The sequence below is a fragment of the Allobosea sp. 2KB_26 genome (assembly GCF_052115715.1).
Lineage (GTDB): Bacteria > Pseudomonadota > Alphaproteobacteria > Rhizobiales > Beijerinckiaceae > Allobosea.
Genome location: NZ_JBFRHE010000004.1, coordinates 455717 through 473966, shown reverse-complemented (window position 1 = coordinate 473966; position 18250 = coordinate 455717). Strand labels below are relative to the sequence as shown.

The following is an 18250-nucleotide window of genomic DNA, read 5'->3' as shown; positions in this document are numbered from 1 at the left end:
GGGGCAAAGGGTCTCGCGGCATGGCGGCACCAAGAGATCGTCATGTCAGGCCCCGCTCCACCGCCCCCGCCCGCACGGCGGACGTGCCGTCCGGATTGGCCATCCGCGCCACGCCGCCGGCCCGCTTCATCACGAGATGCAGGCTGGCAGCCTCGGCAAAGCCAGGGCTCTGGCCCATCAGCAGGATGATGGCGCCGGGTTTTGCGGCTCGGAGTTCGGCGATGAGTTCGAGCGCAGTGTCGGTTTCCAGGGCGCTGGTGGATTCGTCGAGCAGGAGGACGTCGGGCGCTTCGAGTTCGGCGCGGGCAAGCGCCAGGCGCTGCCTGTCTCCCGTCGCCAGAAGCTTGTCCCAGTCGCGATGCTCGTCGAGGCTCGCGGCGAGCGCAGAGAGCCCGTAACGGCGCAAGGCATCGGCAAGCGCATCGCCCGGGCGGGTCAACGCGGTATCGAGAATCGTGCGCAGACTGCCTTCGCTCAGGTGCAGGCTGTGCGGCACGACGGTCACCCGCGCTCCCTCCGGCAGGGAAATCTCGCCTCGCCCCCAAGGCCAGAGACCGGCGAGCGCCTGGATCAGCGCCGATTTGCCGAGCCCGAGTTCGCCCGAAAGATGCAAGGTCGCTCCGGCCGGCAGGGAGAAGCTGAGATCGGCGGCCAGGTTGCGACCATCGCGATCGGTCAAGGTGACATCCACGAGACACAGCAGAGCGTCAGGGCTTTGCTTCACAGTCAGATGATCATCCGGCCGGCTCTGCTCGACACGGTCGAGCGCGGCGGCCAGCTCATTGACGCGCCGCGCGGCGGCCAGCCACTCGGCGATGCGCATGAAATTGTCGAGCACCCAGTTGAAGGCGTTCTGCACGGCCACAAAGGCGGCAGCGACCTGAACGACCCCGCCGAGCGACATCTCACCGGAGAGATATTTCGGGGCGGCCAGCAATAACGGAACGACTGGAACGAGCGCACCGCTGCCATTGGTGATCCAGGTCAGCCGGCCGCGTTGGCGGATCATGGCGAGCCAGCGCTGCGCCAGGCTGTCATAGGTGCGCGCGACGGCGCGGCGCTCGCCGGCCTCGGCGCGAGCGAGCGCGATCGGCTCGCCATGATCGCGAATACGCATCAGGGCGAAGCGCAACTTGGCTTCGCCCTCGTTTCGCGCCGCGACGAGACGCGGCAGCCGGCGGCCGACAACGGTGATCAGCAGCGAAACCAGCACCGCATAGAAGATTGCTGCCAGCACGAGATAGGCCGGGATGGTGATCGCCCCGGAGCCGGCCGGAATCGTCAGCGCCCCCCCTATCTCCCAGAGGATCTCGATGAACATCACGATGGTGATGAAAGCCGACAGCAGACCTATGGCAAAATCGACGAGCGGTTCAGTGGCCCAGCGCACATCGTCGGCGATGCGGTATTCGGGATTGGCCGGCTCGTCATTCGACAGGCTCAGACGAAAGAAGCGTCGCTCTCCGACCCAGCCGTCAGCAAGCTTTGCCGTCACCCACTGCCGCCAGTGCACCTGGAGTGTCTCGCGCGTGACCAGGATGGCGACACCGATACCGGCGACGATGAGCGCGAGCACCGGGAAAACCGCCATGGCGGTCAGCGCGCTTTCCGTGTCCTTCTTCTCCAGCGCATCGAAGAACCAGCCATTCCAGCGATTGACGGTGACATTGACAAAAACGCTGAAGATGATCGACGCCGCCAGCGACAGCGTCCAGAACCAGGCCTTGCCGCTGGTCGCGCCGCGCCAGAAGCCGCCGGTCAAGCCGGCAAAGCGCCAGGCGACCTGCCGGTCGGAGGGCAGGCTTTCGGCAACACCAGGCGCTTCGACAGCTCTCAGCAAGAACGATGATCCCCCCGGATCGCAACAACACATGTCCACCCCCGGGTTTTCCCGGTTGATGCGCACGCCTGCCGGAATGGCGCGTATCGCGCGCTCGATGAACCCAGGCTGAATGACTCTGACCTTGCGGCACCAACGGCGCTTCGCAGTTTCGAACTGTTCTATTTATTCAATAAAAACAATAAGTTGCACAACCATGCCCTCGCGCGTACTGAGTTGCGCCATGTAAGAATCGGTCACGACGAGGCATCGAGATGAGCGAGATTTCTGCAGGAGACGTGGTTGCGGCAATCGGCCGGAGCGACGAACTCATCATCCGGGAAACGCTGCGGACCAGGGCAACGCCGCTCGAACTGCGTCGGGCGCTCGCCTTCGCAAAGGGCCCCGCCAATGCGAGCCCAGCCGCTTATCAGGCGCTGCCGGCGCGGATGCAGCGTCTCGTCGACCTGCTGACTGCTGCGCTGGAGGGATCGGCGCAGGGTGAGAAACCCAGCCATCGGCGGGAGGACGCGCACCGTGCCGCTTGAACTGATCCATGACGAGAACACCGACGCCGCCCGCGCCGCGCTGCGGCAGGTGGTGATGACGGCGTTCTGCAACGCCTTGCACGATTCCCAGCTCGCCCCGATGACCGTGATGCGGCTCGCCGCCGAGGCGATCGGCTCGATCTATCGCGAGGTCTCCGATGCCCATCGCCATGAGGACGCTTGTCCATGCGGCTGGCGGCCGAGCCCGGAGCAGGATATCGACGCCCTGCAGGCGGCCTTGGCGCGTCTGGCAAGACCGGCGCCGATCGCCGATCTGAGACTGGTCGAGGTTGCCGGCCGGGCTTAGATCATCAGGTCGGATATCGTACTCGGCCCGTTGATCTGAGTTTTAGGGCTTGCATCGGCTTTCCCGAAGACCGCAATCCACTTTTCGGACGGATGCTTCGGGCGCGGGCACGCGCTCAAGCGCCAATGATCGAGGACGTGAGGACATGAACCAGAGCCAGGCGGCCCTTGCCGCAGCGCCGGGGGATGGCGAGGCGCTGCTGCGCCTGCTCGAAACGCGCCGCTCAGTCGGGATGACGATGCTCAGCGAGCCGGGCCCAGATGCCGCGGCGCTGGCCCGCATGCTGACGATCGCCGCCCGCGTGCCCGATCATGGCGTGCTCGAACCCTGGCGCTTCATCGTGCTTGCGGGCGAAGCGCGCAAACGGGCAAGCGAGCGTGTCTCGCAGCTCTATGCCACCGAGAACGCGGCGATGGATGCCGAGAAACGCGAGAAATTCACTGGGATCATCGGCCGCTCGCTGACTTATGCGCCCCTGATCGTCCTGGTCGTCAGCAAGAGCGACCCCGAGGCGCGCGTGCCGGTCTGGGAGCAGGACCTCTCCGCCGGGGCGGTCTGCATGAACCTGCTCACCGCAGCCCACGCGCTTGGCTTCGGCGCGACCTGGCTCACCGGCTGGGCCGCCTACAGCCCCGGCGTGCACGCCCTGTTCGGGCTTTCGAGCGGCGAGAAGCTCGCGGGCCTCGTCCATATCGGCACGGCGAAGGAAGCGCCGACCGAGCGCCGGCGCCCCGATATCGAGGCGATTACCACCGTGTGGACGGGAACAGACTGACCGGGCGCCAGCGAGCCTGTGTCAGACCAGGGCCGGGCTGCCAGTCGTACCGACCGGCTGAGCGAGATAGCCGCGTTCGAAGGTCTCCATCACCGTCGCCACCATCTTGCGGGCGACGTGGAGCTGGTCCTCCTCGAAGGCGATCGTACGCGGCGAGTTCAGGACGATCTCGTAGCTCGGAAAATAATCGACGAAGTCGAAGCGTCGGTAGAGCTCCTCGGCGACGGCGCGCAGCACCGATTTCGAGGCACTGTTGGCCACGATGACATCGGCATCCTTGAACGTCGCGCCGAGCGGCACGGGCGAAACGGTGACGATGAAACGCATCTCCGGATGGCAGTGCTCGCGGATCAGAGCGATCACGCCGAGCATGTCGTTCAAAGTCGCCTCATAGCCGTAGTCGACGAAGCGGAAGCGCTCGGGCATGCGCGAGAGCCAGGTCGGGCCGGGATGGATATTCATGGCGAGCCCGGTTTCGGAGTCGAGCCAGGTTTCGGTCAGCCCCAGCGTGAAGAAGCAGATCCGCGCCTCCCTGATCCGCGCAGTCGCGGCCGTCAGGCGCTTGCGGTTGGCAAGCGCGGTCTGCTTATCGAGCAATCTCAGGCCGCTGGCGTGCGGGTCGAACCACTGGTCGGGGGCGAGCTCGATCAGCCCTTCATTCGGATAGGGCTCGTCGAGCAGGACGCGTTTGAGCTCATGCGTCATGGACCGCACCGAGTATTTGTTGAGCGCGCCGCGGCTCAGGCTTCCGCGCGCCGCGCCGCCACCGCGGCCCGTGGCCTCGTTCCAGCTCTCGAAATGCTCGGCTGGAACGCCATGGCCTTCGAGCAGGAGCGACAGCCCCCGCATCATCAGGATGTTCTCGACCTCGCGCGCGAAGCAGGACCCCATCGTAAAGATCGGCCAGGCCGGATCGATCTGGAACTTCGGTTTGTGCTCGACCGAGAGATAGTTACCGGTGGTCAGCCGCTCCTTGGCCATGCGCTCGGGCTTGCCCGAGATCCAGCCGCGCACCGGATTGCCGCGCATGATCGTGAGCGCGGTGCCCGCGTCGTATTCGATCTTCATGGTCTGCTCCTGCCGCTTCTCGCCGCCGGCACCATGCCGCCGGCCTTCTTCGGGGTGTTCGGTTCAAGCGCTCTCGCAGCGTGCGTGCTGCGGAGAGGCACTCGCTCGCGCCTCGACAATCGGGTTTCAGGACAACGGCGGCCGCCTCACATCCGGTGAGGGACGCCGTTCCTGTCGAGGAAGTCGCGCATGCGGTCGTAGGAACCGGCATAGCTCTTCGCGAGCGTATTGAGCTGGGCTTCCTGATAGACGGCTCGCCAGCCGCCTTCGGCGAGGGCGGACTCCGGCACGACGGGGATCTTCAGGGTCTCGGCCAGTTCCTGGCTGCGCGTGTCATAGGCGACGAGAACGCCCGGCACGCCCTGCGCCACTGCCGGCAGCACGCCGTGGACGCGATAGCCGACCGCGAGATCGAGCCCCTGCGCAAAGGCGTCGTAGCGCTCGACATCGAAGAAGGTGAAGAGCTGCTTCTCGTAGATCCGGCGCATCGCCGTATCATCGGCGCCGCTCCACCAACCGGTGTGAACGAACTCGGCCACAGCCTTCTCCATCGCCTTCTCGTCGCGCAGGAAGAAGGCTTTCTCCTCCTGCTCGCCATGCGAGGACATCACCATCTCGCTCTGACGATCGACCTTGAGAAGCGCGGCCTTCTGGTTACGCAGATAGGCTTCCGGATCGGCGGTATAGCTTTTGTCCGCTTCGCGTCTGAGGCTGAAGGCCACTTTTCGGATCTCGCGCTGGTCCGGAATCCGGATGGCGAGATCGCGCTTGCGCGTCCGGAAGATCGAGGGGCAGCCGACCACCTCGACATTGCGAATGCCGTTATGGCGCAGCGTCTCGGCGCTGAAGGCGCCGCGCACGCCAATCGCTGCGCAGCGGTCGGCAACGATCTGCCAGAATCGCTTCGAGGCGTCCGGCAGTTCGATGGCGCGGTTCTGGCTCGCCTGCGCGCCGACACCGATGGCGTAGACCGGCAGCTTGACCCTCTCCAACACCTCGACGGCACGGAACCACTCCATCTTTTCATGGATGAAATTCGAGCCGCGGACGAAGACGTAGTCGAACTCGCTGGCATAGCGCTCGATATCGGCCTCAGTCGGATTCATGATCTTCATCGGCTCGAGATGCGCATAGCGCAGCAGCTTGAGCGTCGAGTCGAAGACGATCATGTCGCCGATGTTGAAATAGTCGGAGAGCAGCTTCTCCATCGGCGCCCGGTACCAGCGCACCTTGTCGTGCTCGTAGACTTCTCCGGCGGGGTAGATCACCAGCGCGCGCAGCTTCTTCTCGGTCGCGATCGGCGCGAGTCCCGACCCGGGCGCGACCTTGCCGCTCTCGGCGTCAAGCACCGAGACCTCACGCGGCCGACCGTCGGCGAGCCTGGGCAGCGGGATGGTGAGCTCGGCGCCGGCAACGTCGCCGACGATCACCGCGCCCGGCTGGATCGTCGCATAATCCTGACCGTCGAGCCGCAGGCGCAGCGCCGGCCAGCCGCCATCGGGACGCTTCGTGACGGAGACGACGATCTCGTTCGTTGTGGCACGCAGGATTTTCAAGGCTGGTCCTTCACGATGTGAATCTTGACGCGGACGAGGTCGCGCTCGGGCCCGAGCTTGCAGTCCTTCACCCGCATCCGGGTCATGAACAGGAATGCCTCGTCCCCGGTCGTTTCGAAATTGCGCGAGGTGGAGTCGGGGTCGGCAACCGCGCCATAGGCGTAGCGGGTCGTGTCAGCGCAGTTCTTGCTCCACATCGTCGGATGCACGACGAGCGTCTGCAGCGGCGACCAGCGCAGAAGATCCGCAGACCAGCTATAGGCAACGCGGCCGCCCGCGATCCCCTGGCTCGGGTCGGGACCGAGATGAAGCACGGCCAGATAGAGTCCGCTCGGCTCGTGCTTCGTGACGGAGCCGATCGTGGTCGGCAGTCCCTTGAGCGGCTGGCAGGGCTTCGCTTGCGACAGGTCCTCGCGATAGGGATCGACCGCGCGAACGGTGTAGTCCGTGCCGTCAAAGGCCCGCCACGAAGCGGGATCCTTGATGTCGGTGCTGCGGAACAGGCAGACGCCGCCCTTCTGACCCTCGCCGCCGGTGGTCGCGATCAGCGCATACCAGGCGCCGTCCCGCTCGATGATGTTGGACGGGTTGAAGAACCCGCGATGGCGCCCCTGGCCGACATCCTGGCGGAAGGCCGGCGCGGCGACGAGTTGGCGCGGCTCTGCGCTGAAATGGCGCCCGCCATCGGCCGAATGCGCGGCGGTCACGACATTGTACCAGCAGCTCATCCTGTCCCTGAAACGGCAGGCATTGCCGTAGCGGTCGGCATGGTATTCCGCATGCACCAGCCCGAAGACGTCGCGACCATTGCTGGTCCATGTCGCGGTGAGCCAATTCTTGTCGCTGAACTCGCTCGGATCCGGACTGCTCTTGGCCTCGTAGGAGACTGAACAGGAAATCCCGATCCGGTCGAGGCTGGGGCCGGCCATGGCGCGGTTGCGGTAATTGCTGGCGAAGGCGACCACCGTCCCGTTCTGATTGCGGAAGGCCCGCAAGGGCGCGTCTGGAATATGCCATTCCTCGCAGCGCTGGCGTGACCAGGCGTAGACGGTCTCCTCCGTGGCGCCGGGAACGATCTCGACGCGATAGCCAGATGCCTGCGCAAACGACGGGTGCGGAACGGTCAGCAGCGGCAGCGCCGCCAGCGTCGCCGCAAGGATGGAGCGTTCCACCATCAGGCCACCTTTCGTTCGGCCTCGGGCATGGCGGGAGGGACCGCCCTGAGCGCCGGGGCGCGCATCTTGGTGTCGACCTTGTTCTCGACCAGGAAGTCGCGCATCGCGGCATAGACTTGGGCGTAGGTCGTGTTGAAACGGTCGAAGCGCGCCTGATCCCAATGCTCCTCCAGCCTGAAATCCTGGCCGGAGAAAACGTCGAAGCTCGGAATCTGGAAGGTCTCGGCGAACTCGACGGTACGACTGTCATAGGTGAAGTAGATCGAGGGCGTACCGTTGGCGAGCGCCATCAGGTTGCCGTGCAGCCGGTAACCCAGCACGAGGTCGAGGCTGCGCACGAGATTCTCGTAATCGGCAACCACGTCCGAATAGAACATCCGCCCGCGATAGAGCGCCTCCATCGCCTCATCGAGGTACCAGGAGGTGGCCCACTCGTTCTGGCGCAGCGCCGCCATCGCCTCCTCCTTCTGCTCCGGCGTTCCCAGCGCGAGTTTCTTCTCCTCGATCTCGCCCTGCGCCATCAGCGTCGCCTCGAACCGGCCCGCCAGCGACTTCACGAGGTCGCGATGGAAGGTGAGGTAGCGCTTGATGTCCTGCGCATAGGTCGGCGAGACCTCGCGCCGTAGCGTGATGCCGACCTTCTTCACGCTGTCGAGTGCAGGCAATTTGATCGCGAGATCCGGCCTGTTGGCGCGGAACGCCGTGGGACAGCCGATGATCCGGACATTCTTGATACCGATCTCGTTGAGGATCTCGGCCGAGTAGGTGCCACGCACGCCCAGAGAGGCGGTCGAATCCGCCATCAGCCTGAGCACGGTCTTGGTGTCCTCGCTGAGCTCCAGCTTGCCGCTGACCGGCGCCTGCGCGCCAATGCCGAAAGCGATGACCGGTATCTTCAGCCGGCGCAGCACATCGGCCGTCTGATTCCATTCCATCTCGGCATGGACGTAGTTCGAACCGCGCAGGAAGACATAGTCGTATTCCGCATTCATCCGGTCGATCAGCGCCATGTCCGGATTGGCGATCGGCAGGACGTCGAGCTTCTCGAAATTGAGCAGCTTCAACGAGGAGTCGAAGACGAAGGCGTCGCCGATATTGTGGTAGTGGTTGATATGGCTCGCGAGATCCGCGTGCTGGTACCAGCGCACATTGTCATGGTCGTAGACCTCTCCCGACGGGATCATGACGAGGATGCGGGCCATGGTTCTGTCTCCCCTGCTTTTCGTGTCGGCTTCTTCTGGCATCAGGCGATCATCGGCGTGGCCGCGCGGCTGGCCGGAACCGGCATGCCGCGCTGCTCGATCAGGCGCTGGTAGAGCGCGATATGCTGGGCGGCGCAGTCGATATGGGTGAGCGGACGGGTGATCCCGGCGCGCAGGCGCGACCAGAGATCGGGCTCGCTCAGGGCGCGCGTCATGCAGTCGACCAGGTCTTCCGAGCTGCCCGAGCGGAAATGCAGGCCGTTGACCTCGTCGACGATCTTCTCGGCCATGCCGCCGATATTGCTCGAAAGGATCGGGCGGCCGTGGAAATAGGCCTCCTGGATCACGATCGGCGAGTTCTCCCACCAGACCGAGGGCATCACCACCCAGTCGACCGAGCGCATCAGGTTCGGCATCTCGTGGTTCTGGAAGGCACCGCAGAAACGCACGCGCCGGCCAGCATTCTCGACGAGCTCCGCGAACTTCTTCTTGTAGGCCTCGGGCTGGCGCTCGAGATTGCCGCCATAGACGAGCAGGATGGAATCCTCTCCCCAGACGGCTTCCGGGATACGGGTGACCGCGTCGATCAGCACATCCGCCCCCTTGTAGGGCGTGAGCTGGCCGAAATAGGCGAAGCGCGAACGTCGTGCCGCCTTGTCCGGCAAGGGCCGGGGCGGCGCGACCTCGGCAACGTCGATGCCGTTCTCGATCACCGAGAAACGATCGGCCGAGAGGCCCCAGTCCTGGTAGCGCTCGGCCAGGAAGCGGCTCGGTGAGATGAAGTGATCGGCGAGGTTGAGCATGCCCCGGATGAAGGTCTCGCGCGCCAGGAAGCGGCCGGGCGCGATATCCGGGAAGCAGGCATTGCAGTCGGTCGGCGAGGCCCTGTAGCAGAGCTTGAAGGCACCGGTCTTCACCATCTGGCCGTGGTGATGGCAGATGCTGAGATATTCGTGGAAGGTCACCACGATGAGAGCGTCGGGCAGCGTGTCCCGCACCGCGAACAGGCATTCGAGCCCGAGCCCGATGAAATGGTGGAAATGCACCACATCCGGCTTCAGATCGCGGAGCACGCGGACGAAATCGCGCTCGATCTCCTCGGTGTTCCGGTTCGAGAGCAGGAAGTGATCGTATTCCTCAGCATAGTAGAGCAGCTCGCCGCCGCGCTGGCGCAGGCTCATCAGTGCCGTGCCGGCATGGCGCGGCGTCGGCGAGCCGACACGGGCGAGGTAATGCGCGTCGAGGCCTTCGCTTGCCTGCAGGCCCTTGTGCAGGTTGTAGGAGGCGATTTCGGCGCCGCCGAGAGACAGGGTCGGGTGTCCATGGGACACGACGAGTACGCGCATCATCATCCTCGCATGTTCGAAACGGCCAGCGCCCAGCGACGGTCGAAGCTGGAGCGGTCGGCGAGCTGGGCAAGCGAGACCAGATGCGGCCGCGCCATCTCGCCATCGTCGACGACATAAACCTCGACCTCCGGCACCCAGACCGATGGGAAGCCGTTCATCCTGAGCTTCAGGCAGAGATCGAGGCCCTTTTCGGCCGTCGTGAAGTAGTTGCGGGCGAATCCCCCGGCTTCGATGAAGGCGGCGCGCGACATCACGCAGCATTCGGTGGCGCCAGCCGCGACTTCCATCGGGCCGAGATTGCCGATCGCCTCCAAGGGATAGCCGACGAAGCGATTGAAGACGCGCCGGCTCGGCCCCTCCCCTTCCATCCAGGCGCCGGCCCAGCGGATCGAATTGTCTTCGAAAAGCAGAGTCGGGCTCGCGACGCATTGTCCGCCGCGCGCCTTGAAGGCGCGCTCAAGCCGGCCAAGCCAACCGGGCATGCGGATCTGCGCAGCACCCGACAGGAGCGCGATGGTCTGGAAGCGGCAGGCGCGCGCGCCAGCCTCCATCGCGTCGCAGGCATCCTCGACCCCATCGACGAGCGCAAGCCGCACGGCGAGGCCGTAGAAGCGAGCGAGCCGGCGTGCTTCCGCACCGACCCGATCGAAGCTCTCGCCGGGGACCGCGAGCACGATCGGCACCGGCCGGATCTCGGGGTCGATCGCGAGCAGCGCGAAGAGCGAGGAGAGCTCTCGCTGGCGATGGTCGAGGCCGATCACCAGACCCAGATTCGCATCGGCCTTGAAGGCGCCGATGTCGAAGGTCTCGATCACGCGCGGCGGCGCGATCTCGGCGGCTTGCAAGGCGGGAGCGATCTGGCGTTCGACCACCGAGGCTGCGGTCGAGGATTTCGGATCGAGCAGGGCGAAGACACGCTCGAGCGTGCGCCGCGGCTGGCCGCGCCCGGCCTCCAGGGGCAGGAAGGCAGGGCCGGACCCCTCGATCTCGAACTCGAGATAGAGCGGCTGCCCGGGCTCGGGCGTGAGCTTCGGCGCGAAGACGATGAAGCCGTGGCTGTTGCGCCGGCCGCTGAGCATATGGGCAAAGCGCGGGTCGCCCGCAAAGGCATCGGCAACGTCCGGGCGCGACACACGCGTCCAGACACGGTCGAGCACGCAGGACTGGCTTCCGGAGCGCAGCGTCACCGCGCTGACATGGCGGTCTGGATCGAACAGCCAGCCGATGATCAGCGTGCCGGTGCCCTCCACGATGGTCGCGTCGTCGATGCCGGCCCGCACCGGCGCCTCCAGCAATGCGACCGTGTCGCGGCCGTCGAAGCGCTGCGAGGCACGCCGGAGCTTGTCCGACGTCGCTTGCGGCGCGCTGCCGCGCTGCAGCCCGTCGCGCAAATGGCCGGGAACCGTGATCGGCTCGAGCAGGACATGGCGCTCATAGACATCGAGCGCGCGCCAGCCATCCGTGGCGCGGAAGAACAGCCGCTCGATCTCGCTGGGATGGCGGATCTGGCATTCCTCGAGCAAGCCGAAGAAGCCTCGCGCACCGTCGGCCAAATCGTCGCGCTCGAAGGTTCCTGCCTCCAGAACGGCGAAGGACAGCCCGCCATGGGCGATCAGCAGCTTGGTCCGGCCTGCCGAGAAATCGGAGGTCCAGCCCTGGATGAAAACGCCGTCGTCGATCGGCCCCATAACCTCGACGAAGCCGCCGGGCTTGGCGATCGACTGGAGCAGCATCGAGGCAGCACGCAGGCGGCGCGGATTGGGCTTTCCGGCGAGCAGGATCTCCAGGAGCCCGTCGACGACCATCGGGAAAGCCTGCCCCGAATCTTCCGCAAGGCCGGCAAGGAAGGATTGCAGCGGCAGCGGCTTCGACGCCAGCACGAGGCGCAACGGCCGGCCGGGGCGACCGAGCAGCAGGGCGCCGGAACCGGAGCGGTCGGTCGCGGGCGCGGGTGCGAGACAAAGGAAGCCGATGGCTGCCGAGGCTTCGGCTTGCGGCCGACGCCAGGTCAGCGCCATGGTCTCGGCCTTGTTGCGCGGATTGCCATCGACGGCGACAGGCACCTTGCCCGGCATCGCGTCGCAGGTACTCATGATCAGGATGGCGTTCTCGCCGAGCGGCGTCCAGGCGACGGTCGGCGCCGGGCTGATCCGGGTCTGATCGGGGACGATCACTTCACTCATCGCATCACCGGTCCAGCAGGATCAGGGTCAGGGTCACGAAAGACATCAATGCGGCGAGCCCGGAGAGCGAGCCGAGCAGGATGGTCGCCTGCCGCATCGGGCGCTGCGCCTCCTTGCGGATCGTGACCAGGCGCTCGTCGAAGCTGCGCAGCGTTGCATCGAAACGGAGCTGGAAGACATCGAGCTCGGCCAGGCGCTGGGAAATATGGTCGGCGCGCGCGGCCTCCGCGGCCTCATCGCGCTGTACGCCGCTGCCCGCCATGCGCGTCGTCATCTCGTCGAGTTTCTCGACGAGTTCCTTCTGGGCGAGCTGTCCACGCCGGTTGAGCGCGATCAACGCCTCGACGCGATCGAAGAAGCGCGCCAGCGGCACGGCGATCGCAGCCTCGGCCGCGAGCTCGGCCGGCGGCGGCAATCTGAGCTCAAGCTCGACATCCGTGCTCGGAGAGACGCCGACGATGCTCAGCCGGTCGCGGGCTGCGACCAGAGTGTCATCGAGTTCCATCGCAAAGGCGTGGCGCCCGTCGCCAATGCCGTTGCGACGGAGGTCGATTCGGCTCTGGTCGGCAACGGCCTCCATCGCAACCCGCCCATCGAGCTTGAGCCGGACCTTGAGCCGTTCCTCGGGACGGGTTTCATCCCAGATCCAGCCATGCAGGCGGTTGCCGTCGAGGGCATCGACACGGCCATTGAGGCGCGCCGGCACGACATTGGGCAGCCGCTCGGTTCCGTCTGGATCGCGCATGACCGTCATGCCGCCTCCGCGAGTGTGAGCCTGTCGAACAGCGCGAGATGCGCCGTGGTGCAATCGGCGATGGTCGGCTGGGGCCGGATGCCTTCGACGAGGCGATCCCACAGGCCCTTCTCCTCGACCGCGCGCCGCAAGATGCGAGCAAGCTGCGCCGGATCGCCCGGACGGACATGCAGCCCGTCGATGCCGTCCCGCACCATCTCCGCCATGCCACCGATGCCGCTGGCGATGACGGGGCGGCGGTGCTGGAACGCCTCCTGAATGACGAGCGGGGCGTTCTCCCACCAGATCGAGGGCATCACCACCCAATCGATCTCGGCCATCAGCTCCGGCATCTCCTCGCGCTGATAGGGACCGCAATGGGTGACCGTGCCGTCCGAGGCCGCGAGCGCCGCCTCGAACTGCGCAACGAAGGCCTCGCTCTGGAACGGAGCCCCGCCATGGATGCGCACTTCGAAGCCGCGCAGGCCCGAGGCACTGAGCAGCGAGGCGGCCTTGACCAGCTCCAGCACCCCCTTCCAGGGATTGACGTTGCCGAAATAGCCGAAGCTGGCACGGGGCCCGCGCTTGGCCCGGTGCGGTGCCGGCTCGCGAGCCGGGCGGGCGTTTTCGATGACGTCGATGCGGTCGCCCGCCAGCCCCCAGTCGACATAGCGCTGGCGCAGGAAGTGACTCGGTGCGACGAACTGATCGACCACTGCGAGATGGGTCTTCAGGAAGCGCTCGCGCAGCAGGAAGCGGTCGGAGCCGATTCCGGGAAAGCAGCTCCGGCAGCGTGTCGGAGAGGCTGCGGTGCAGCGCTCCTTATCGGTCGGCCGCACCATCAGCCCGTCATTATGGCAGATCGGGTAATAGTCGTGCAGCGTCATCACGATCTTCACCGCCGGCAGGAGGCGCCGCGCCAAGGTCAGGAACTCGGCGCCGATCAGCACGAGATGGTGAATGTGGATCACATCCGGCCGGTATTCCTGGAGCAGACCGGCAAGATCCTGCAGGGTGCCGTAGTGATCGATCTGGCTGAGATAGAAGCGGTCGAAATGGCCGCTCCACAGCAGGACATCGCCATCCGTTCCGGTAGCCTGCAATGCCGTGCCGGGATGCGCCTCGCGATGGATCGCGTTGGTCGCGCCGAGGAAGAGCACGTCGCAGCCCTGCTCGCGATAACCGGCGGCGAGGTCATGAGCCAGAATCTCGGTGCCGCCGGGATGCAGATCAGGATGGTTATGCGCAACGACGAGGATGCGGCGGCTCATCGGCTGCGCTCCGGCTTGGTCGCGATCAGCACGTCCTGATAGTGCGGTGCGTTGATGCCACGCCAATGGCCGCGCCCAAGGCTCTCGACGAGCAGCCCCGCCTCTTGCGTCTGCGCGATCAGGAATTCCTCCTCAATGCCGGCGGCAGCGAGCGGTGCCTCCTCGATCGCGTACCAGCCCGGCCCATCGCGCCAGCGCTTGAATTTCAGGCGCTCCTGCCCCGTCGGCTGCCCGTTGATGGCGAAGGCGGTCAGGAACAGGCGTCCGCCCGGCGCGAGCAGGCGGCAGGCCTCCTTGAGGTAGACCGTCAGTTCCTCCGGCGGCAGATGCGTCGCCACAGAGACCATCGTGATGAAATCGAAGCTCTGGTTCGCGAAGCCGAAAGCGACTTCGGTGCCGGGCAGCGAACCCTGCGGATTATAGAGGGGATGAGCGATGTCGAGCCGCTGAAAGCGGAAGCGCGGGTAGACCGGCGTGATCGTCTGGGCGCACCAGAGGATGCCGTCCATCACGGGGTCAACCCCGTCATAGCTCGCTTTCGACGGATCGAGATACTGCGTCAGCGGCACCGCCATGCGGCCAATGCCACAGCCGATGTCGAAGACCCGCTCGGTCGGCTTCAGGCGGCCGATCCGGACGTAATGGCCCAGGAATTCCGCGCCGATCTCGCGGTAGTCGCCGTCACCGACAAAGATGTTCTCGGCCGGCGGATGCGGCAGGAAGCGGTTGGTGCGGATATGGTCGAGCAGCCAGTCGAATTCCTTGCCGGGTTGGCTGGGGATCGTGCCCGGGCTGGGCTCGATGGGACGCAGTGCCAGGGTCGCCGTCATGCAGCGCTTGCCCTCCTGAGGACGGTGCGGGGAAGGATGTCGGGGTCGCGCGCAGGCGCGACCTTGCGCGGCAGAGCCGATTCATCGGCCATCAACGCGTCGATCTGGGCATCCCAGCGGCTCGTCTGCAGCCAGGCATTGTGCTGCGAGGCGACGCCGCGGGTGTAATCCAGGCTCTTGGAGATCGACTGGCGCTCGAGATGATAGAGCGCGACGGACGGCACATATTTGATGCCGAAGCCGGCCTGCCGGATCTTCAGGCAGAGATCGCTATCCTCGTAGTCGCCGATGACATAGCTGTCGTCGAAGCCACCGACCTCGTTGAAGAGCGCACGCGGCAGCACGATGCAAGCACCGGTGACACCTGGGACGAGCCGCTCGACATTGGCGGGCCGATAGCTGCCCGGCATGCCCTTGAAGTAGTGATGATTGAGCCAGACGCCGTGACGGTCCCGCTTGAAAAGGAGGCCGGCATGCTGCAGCGAGCCGTCGTCATAGAGCAGTTTCGGCCCAACGGCGCCGACACGCCCGCGCCGGTCGAGTTTGCGCGCCAGAGCGGGCAGCCAGCCGGCCTCGCTCGGGATCACATCCGAATTGACCATGGCGAGCACATCGCCGCGCGCCGCCTCGGCCCCGGCATTGCAGGCGGCCGAGAAGCCGCCATTGCGGCCCATCACCACAAGCTGGATCGGCAGGCCATAGGCGAGGTGCAGGCCACCGAGCAGATGCGCGACTTCAGCCTCATGCTCGGGGGAATCAAGCACATAGATCAGCTCGGCCTTTTCGACGAACCAGGGATCGGCCGCAAAGGCCGAGACCTGGATCCGCAGGAAGTCATAGACTCGGTAGAGCGGGATCACGACCGAGACGCCGGGCCGGTCCGGCAAAGTGCCGATCGTCCGCAGCCGTGGCTCTGGCAGGCTGTCGCGCAGCGCGGACTGGCATGCGGCTAGCACGGGCGCGAGGCTCTGCTGCAGGATTTCAGCCGTGAGGTGCTGCGGCGGGATCGAGGCCAGGGCCCGGGCACGGATGGTCGCGATGTCGGCGGGCTGCGGCGCCGGGCGCAGGAAAAGCGTGGTCCCCGATCTCAGCTTCAGCTCGCAGCGCGGCTGCAGGACAGGAGCGCCGCCGGCATAACCGGGCACGAGACCGAGGAAGCCGGTCACGGCTCGGTTGTCGCCGCCGGGCTCAGCCACCACGGCCGGGAACCGCGCGATCCGATCGCCGATCGGGCTCGGCGCGCCGGTGCTGCGGTGGATGAGGATTTGATCGAGCAAACCGTCCAGATCGCGGTACCAGCCACCGAGCAGCAGGCCGGCAGGGGTCGAAACCGCGAGATCGAGCTCGGCCGAGGGCAGGTCGTCGTGACGACGGACGCTCTGGACCGGCAAGGGCAGTCGCCTCTGCATCTCGATCGCGAGCAGGCGCCCCTGTTCGGATTGGCCGGCCAGTTGCTCGACGAGCCAGCTGCGCAGATCGTCGCGCTCGCTGGCCTTCCCGGCCCACCAGCGGCCAAGCGTCGGCGCTGTGGCGCGCTCGGGAAGGGCACGGACGATCAGCCCGACATCGCTTTGCAGAACGAGCAAGCCGGGACCGCGCGGCTGAGGCTCGTCGAGGATAAGGTGCAGCGAGCGGCGGGCGCTCCGGTCAGGTTTGCCGAGCCTCGGATTCGCAGCGATGCGCGTCAGGCTTGCGGGGCCGAGCCAGTATGCCACCTTGATCGCGTCGAGGCGCCCGGGCACCGAGGATTCAAGAAGGATCTTGCCGTCGGGCAGCGCAGCGACCGGCAGCACAGGAGTCGGCTTGCGTGAAAGGGCGAGCAGGAACTGGCGCAGGAAGGCGAGATAGGCGGTCGTCTCCCGCAGATTGAACAGGGTCGGCCAGGTCGCGATCAGGGCGCTTGCCAGCGCAATCCTCGCGGCCGGCGTCAACTCGCGCAGGATCTCGGGCGCCTCCGCCATTGCATGCACGAATTCGGGATCGAAGGAGACGGCCTGATCCGGACCGAGATTGCCACCGGACAAGGTCGCGACGATCTCGTCATGGCCAGAATGCCGGAAGACCGAAACGATCCGGGTGCGCCCGTCGCCGAGGCCCAGCGTCAGCGAAGCGGAGGAAACGCGCCGCTCCCGGCTTGCCAGCGACACGACCTGCCGATCAGCCAGCGGTCCGTCGAGGCTCCAGCTCAGCAGGAACACGGAACCACAGAGCCGCAGCAACTCGGGATTGGAGTTTTGGTCTCCGACCAACTGGGTCGTCGTGATCGTCAACATGGCTCAACTTCCGACGTGTCAGGGTGCGACGCCGGCCAGGAGTAGCCGGCGTCGCGAGGTCGTTACGCGACGGTGAAGTAGGAGTTCGGATCGCTCTGGACGTCCTCGGCGGTGACGCCGACGAGAGTGAGCGAATCGCCGTTGCCGAGATCGACAACCGCATTGCCGTTGACCGTCGTCGTCCGCGCGGCGAGGTCGTCTGCCGAGGTAACGCCGGTGCCGTTGATGTCGGAGGCGATCTGCAACATGTCGTGACCGGCATCGAAATCGAGCACGAGATCGTTGCCGCCGCCCCCTTCGAAGACGAAGACGTCGTTGCCGGCACCGCCGGACAGGATGTCATTGCCTTCGCCGCCGAAGAGCAGGTCGTCGCCCGAACCGCCCTGGAGGATGTCGTTACCCTCGCCGCCCATCAGGACGTCGTTGCCCGAGCCGCCCTGGAGCAAGTCGTTGCCGAGACCACCCTCGAGCACGTCATTGCCGGAGCCGCCCTGGAGGATATCGTTCCCTTCGCCACCGATGAGGACGTCGTTGCCGGAGTCGCCCTGCAGCAGGTCGTTCCCTTCGCCACCCATGAGCACGTCATCTCCTTGGCCGCCGGAGAGCAGATCATTGCCCTCGTCGCCGGAAAGGACATCGTCGCCTTGACCGCCGAAGAGGATATCGCGCCCCTCGCCACCGAAGATGACGTCATCGCCTTGGTCGCCGAAGAGGACATCGTCGCCGTCTTCGCCGAACAGGACGTCTGCTCCATGGCCGCCCTTGACGACGTCGTCGCCGGCACCGGCATGAATCACATCGCTGAACCGTGTCCCGATCAAGAAGTCGTCGAACGCGCTGCCTTCTATCGTGGCCATAGTCACCTCCTGGAAATGAACTGAGGCGCCCCAAGGGTCTCGGCGCGCATTCGCCAAAACACCTCGCAAAACGGCGCCGCCCCAATGACGAGCAGATGACTCGTCATTGCTCAACGGAGCTAAGCCTACCGAATATGTGCGATGCAGCAAGAGATTTGTTGTGACAATATTATGGCGCGAAAAGATTTACTGGCGTTAATTCTCTAATTGCCAAACGTTATACATTGAATGAATTTCAAAATTCGAAATATAAATCGAAACGTATTCTTACTTTGCTGAATTCACTGTGAAAATTCGCACCGGC

At 65.5% G+C, this 18250-nt stretch carries 15 protein-coding genes; 3 read left to right on the top strand and 12 right to left on the bottom strand.

All coding sequences use genetic code 11. The features are described 5' to 3' along the window. Window positions 1–40: 40 nt before the first annotated feature. A complete protein-coding gene (locus AB4099_RS15630; protein WP_441478716.1) occupies window positions 41–1840 on the bottom strand; it encodes an ABC transporter ATP-binding protein/permease in 1800 nt (599 codons plus the stop codon). Window positions 1841–2094: 254 nt separating this feature from the next. Here AB4099_RS15630 and AB4099_RS15625 point away from each other — a divergent pair, with 254 nt between their 5' ends. The 3 genes from AB4099_RS15625 (at window position 2095) to AB4099_RS15615 (ending at window position 3449) form a co-directional block, all read left to right on the top strand. Next, the gene (locus AB4099_RS15625) at window positions 2095–2367 is read left to right on the top strand and encodes a hypothetical protein (protein ID WP_113517031.1); all 273 of its coding nucleotides are present in this window, start codon (window positions 2095–2097) and stop codon (window positions 2365–2367) included. Beyond that, window positions 2357–2674, top strand: a complete 318-nt coding sequence (locus tag AB4099_RS15620; protein ID WP_113517030.1) for a hypothetical protein — start codon at window positions 2357–2359, stop codon at window positions 2672–2674. Before AB4099_RS15625 ends, AB4099_RS15620 begins: the two co-directional genes overlap by 11 nt. A 145-nt stretch (window positions 2675–2819) precedes the next feature. After that, window positions 2820–3449 carry a nitroreductase family protein gene (locus tag AB4099_RS15615; RefSeq protein WP_441478715.1) on the top strand — a complete coding sequence of 210 codons (630 nt, stop codon included), beginning with the start codon at window positions 2820–2822 and terminating at the stop codon, window positions 3447–3449. Between the two features lie 21 nt (window positions 3450–3470). Here AB4099_RS15615 and AB4099_RS15610 read toward each other — a convergent pair whose 3' ends face one another. The 11 genes from AB4099_RS15610 to AB4099_RS15560 form a co-directional block, all read right to left on the bottom strand. Further along, window positions 3471–4517, bottom strand: a complete 1047-nt coding sequence (locus tag AB4099_RS15610; RefSeq protein ID WP_441478714.1) for a GSCFA domain-containing protein — start codon at window positions 4515–4517, stop codon at window positions 3471–3473. A 146-nt stretch (window positions 4518–4663) separates the two neighbouring features. Next, window positions 4664–6073, bottom strand: a complete 1410-nt coding sequence (locus AB4099_RS15605; protein ID WP_113517027.1) for a polysaccharide pyruvyl transferase family protein — start codon at window positions 6071–6073, stop codon at window positions 4664–4666. Continuing rightward, window positions 6070–7248 carry a hypothetical protein gene (locus AB4099_RS15600; RefSeq protein ID WP_441478713.1) on the bottom strand — a complete coding sequence of 393 codons (1179 nt, stop codon included), beginning with the start codon at window positions 7246–7248 and terminating at the stop codon, window positions 6070–6072. Before AB4099_RS15600 ends, AB4099_RS15605 begins: the two co-directional genes overlap by 4 nt. After that, a complete protein-coding gene (locus tag AB4099_RS15595) occupies window positions 7248–8450 on the bottom strand; it encodes a polysaccharide pyruvyl transferase family protein (protein WP_441478712.1) in 1203 nt (400 codons plus the stop codon). Before AB4099_RS15595 ends, AB4099_RS15600 begins: the two co-directional genes overlap by 1 nt. Before the next feature lie 41 nt (window positions 8451–8491). Continuing rightward, window positions 8492–9796: a glycosyltransferase family 4 protein gene (locus tag AB4099_RS15590; RefSeq protein ID WP_244523375.1), complete on the bottom strand. Its 1305-nt coding sequence runs from the start codon at window positions 9794–9796 to the stop codon at window positions 8492–8494. 2 nt (window positions 9797–9798) lie between these two features. Then, a complete protein-coding gene (locus tag AB4099_RS15585; protein ID WP_441478711.1) occupies window positions 9799–11982 on the bottom strand; it encodes a glycosyltransferase family 2 protein in 2184 nt (727 codons plus the stop codon). A gap of 4 nt (window positions 11983–11986) precedes the next feature. Beyond that, a complete protein-coding gene (locus tag AB4099_RS15580; protein ID WP_113517023.1) occupies window positions 11987–12736 on the bottom strand; it encodes a hypothetical protein in 750 nt (249 codons plus the stop codon). Beyond that, the gene (locus AB4099_RS15575) at window positions 12733–13986 is read right to left on the bottom strand and encodes a glycosyltransferase family 4 protein (RefSeq protein ID WP_441478710.1); all 1254 of its coding nucleotides are present in this window, start codon (window positions 13984–13986) and stop codon (window positions 12733–12735) included. The genes AB4099_RS15580 and AB4099_RS15575 overlap by 4 nt, the downstream gene beginning before the upstream one ends. Continuing rightward, window positions 13983–14816, bottom strand: a complete 834-nt coding sequence (locus AB4099_RS15570; protein ID WP_113517021.1) for a class I SAM-dependent methyltransferase — start codon at window positions 14814–14816, stop codon at window positions 13983–13985. Before AB4099_RS15570 ends, AB4099_RS15575 begins: the two co-directional genes overlap by 4 nt. After that, window positions 14813–17089 (bottom strand): glycosyltransferase, encoded by a 2277-nt coding sequence (locus tag AB4099_RS15565; protein WP_441478709.1) that lies wholly within the window; start codon window positions 17087–17089, stop codon window positions 14813–14815. Before AB4099_RS15565 ends, AB4099_RS15570 begins: the two co-directional genes overlap by 4 nt. Window positions 17090–17151: 62 nt before the next feature. Further along, a complete protein-coding gene (locus AB4099_RS15560) occupies window positions 17152–17946 on the bottom strand; it encodes a calcium-binding protein (RefSeq protein WP_113517019.1) in 795 nt (264 codons plus the stop codon). Window positions 17947–18250: the final 304 nt, after the last annotated feature.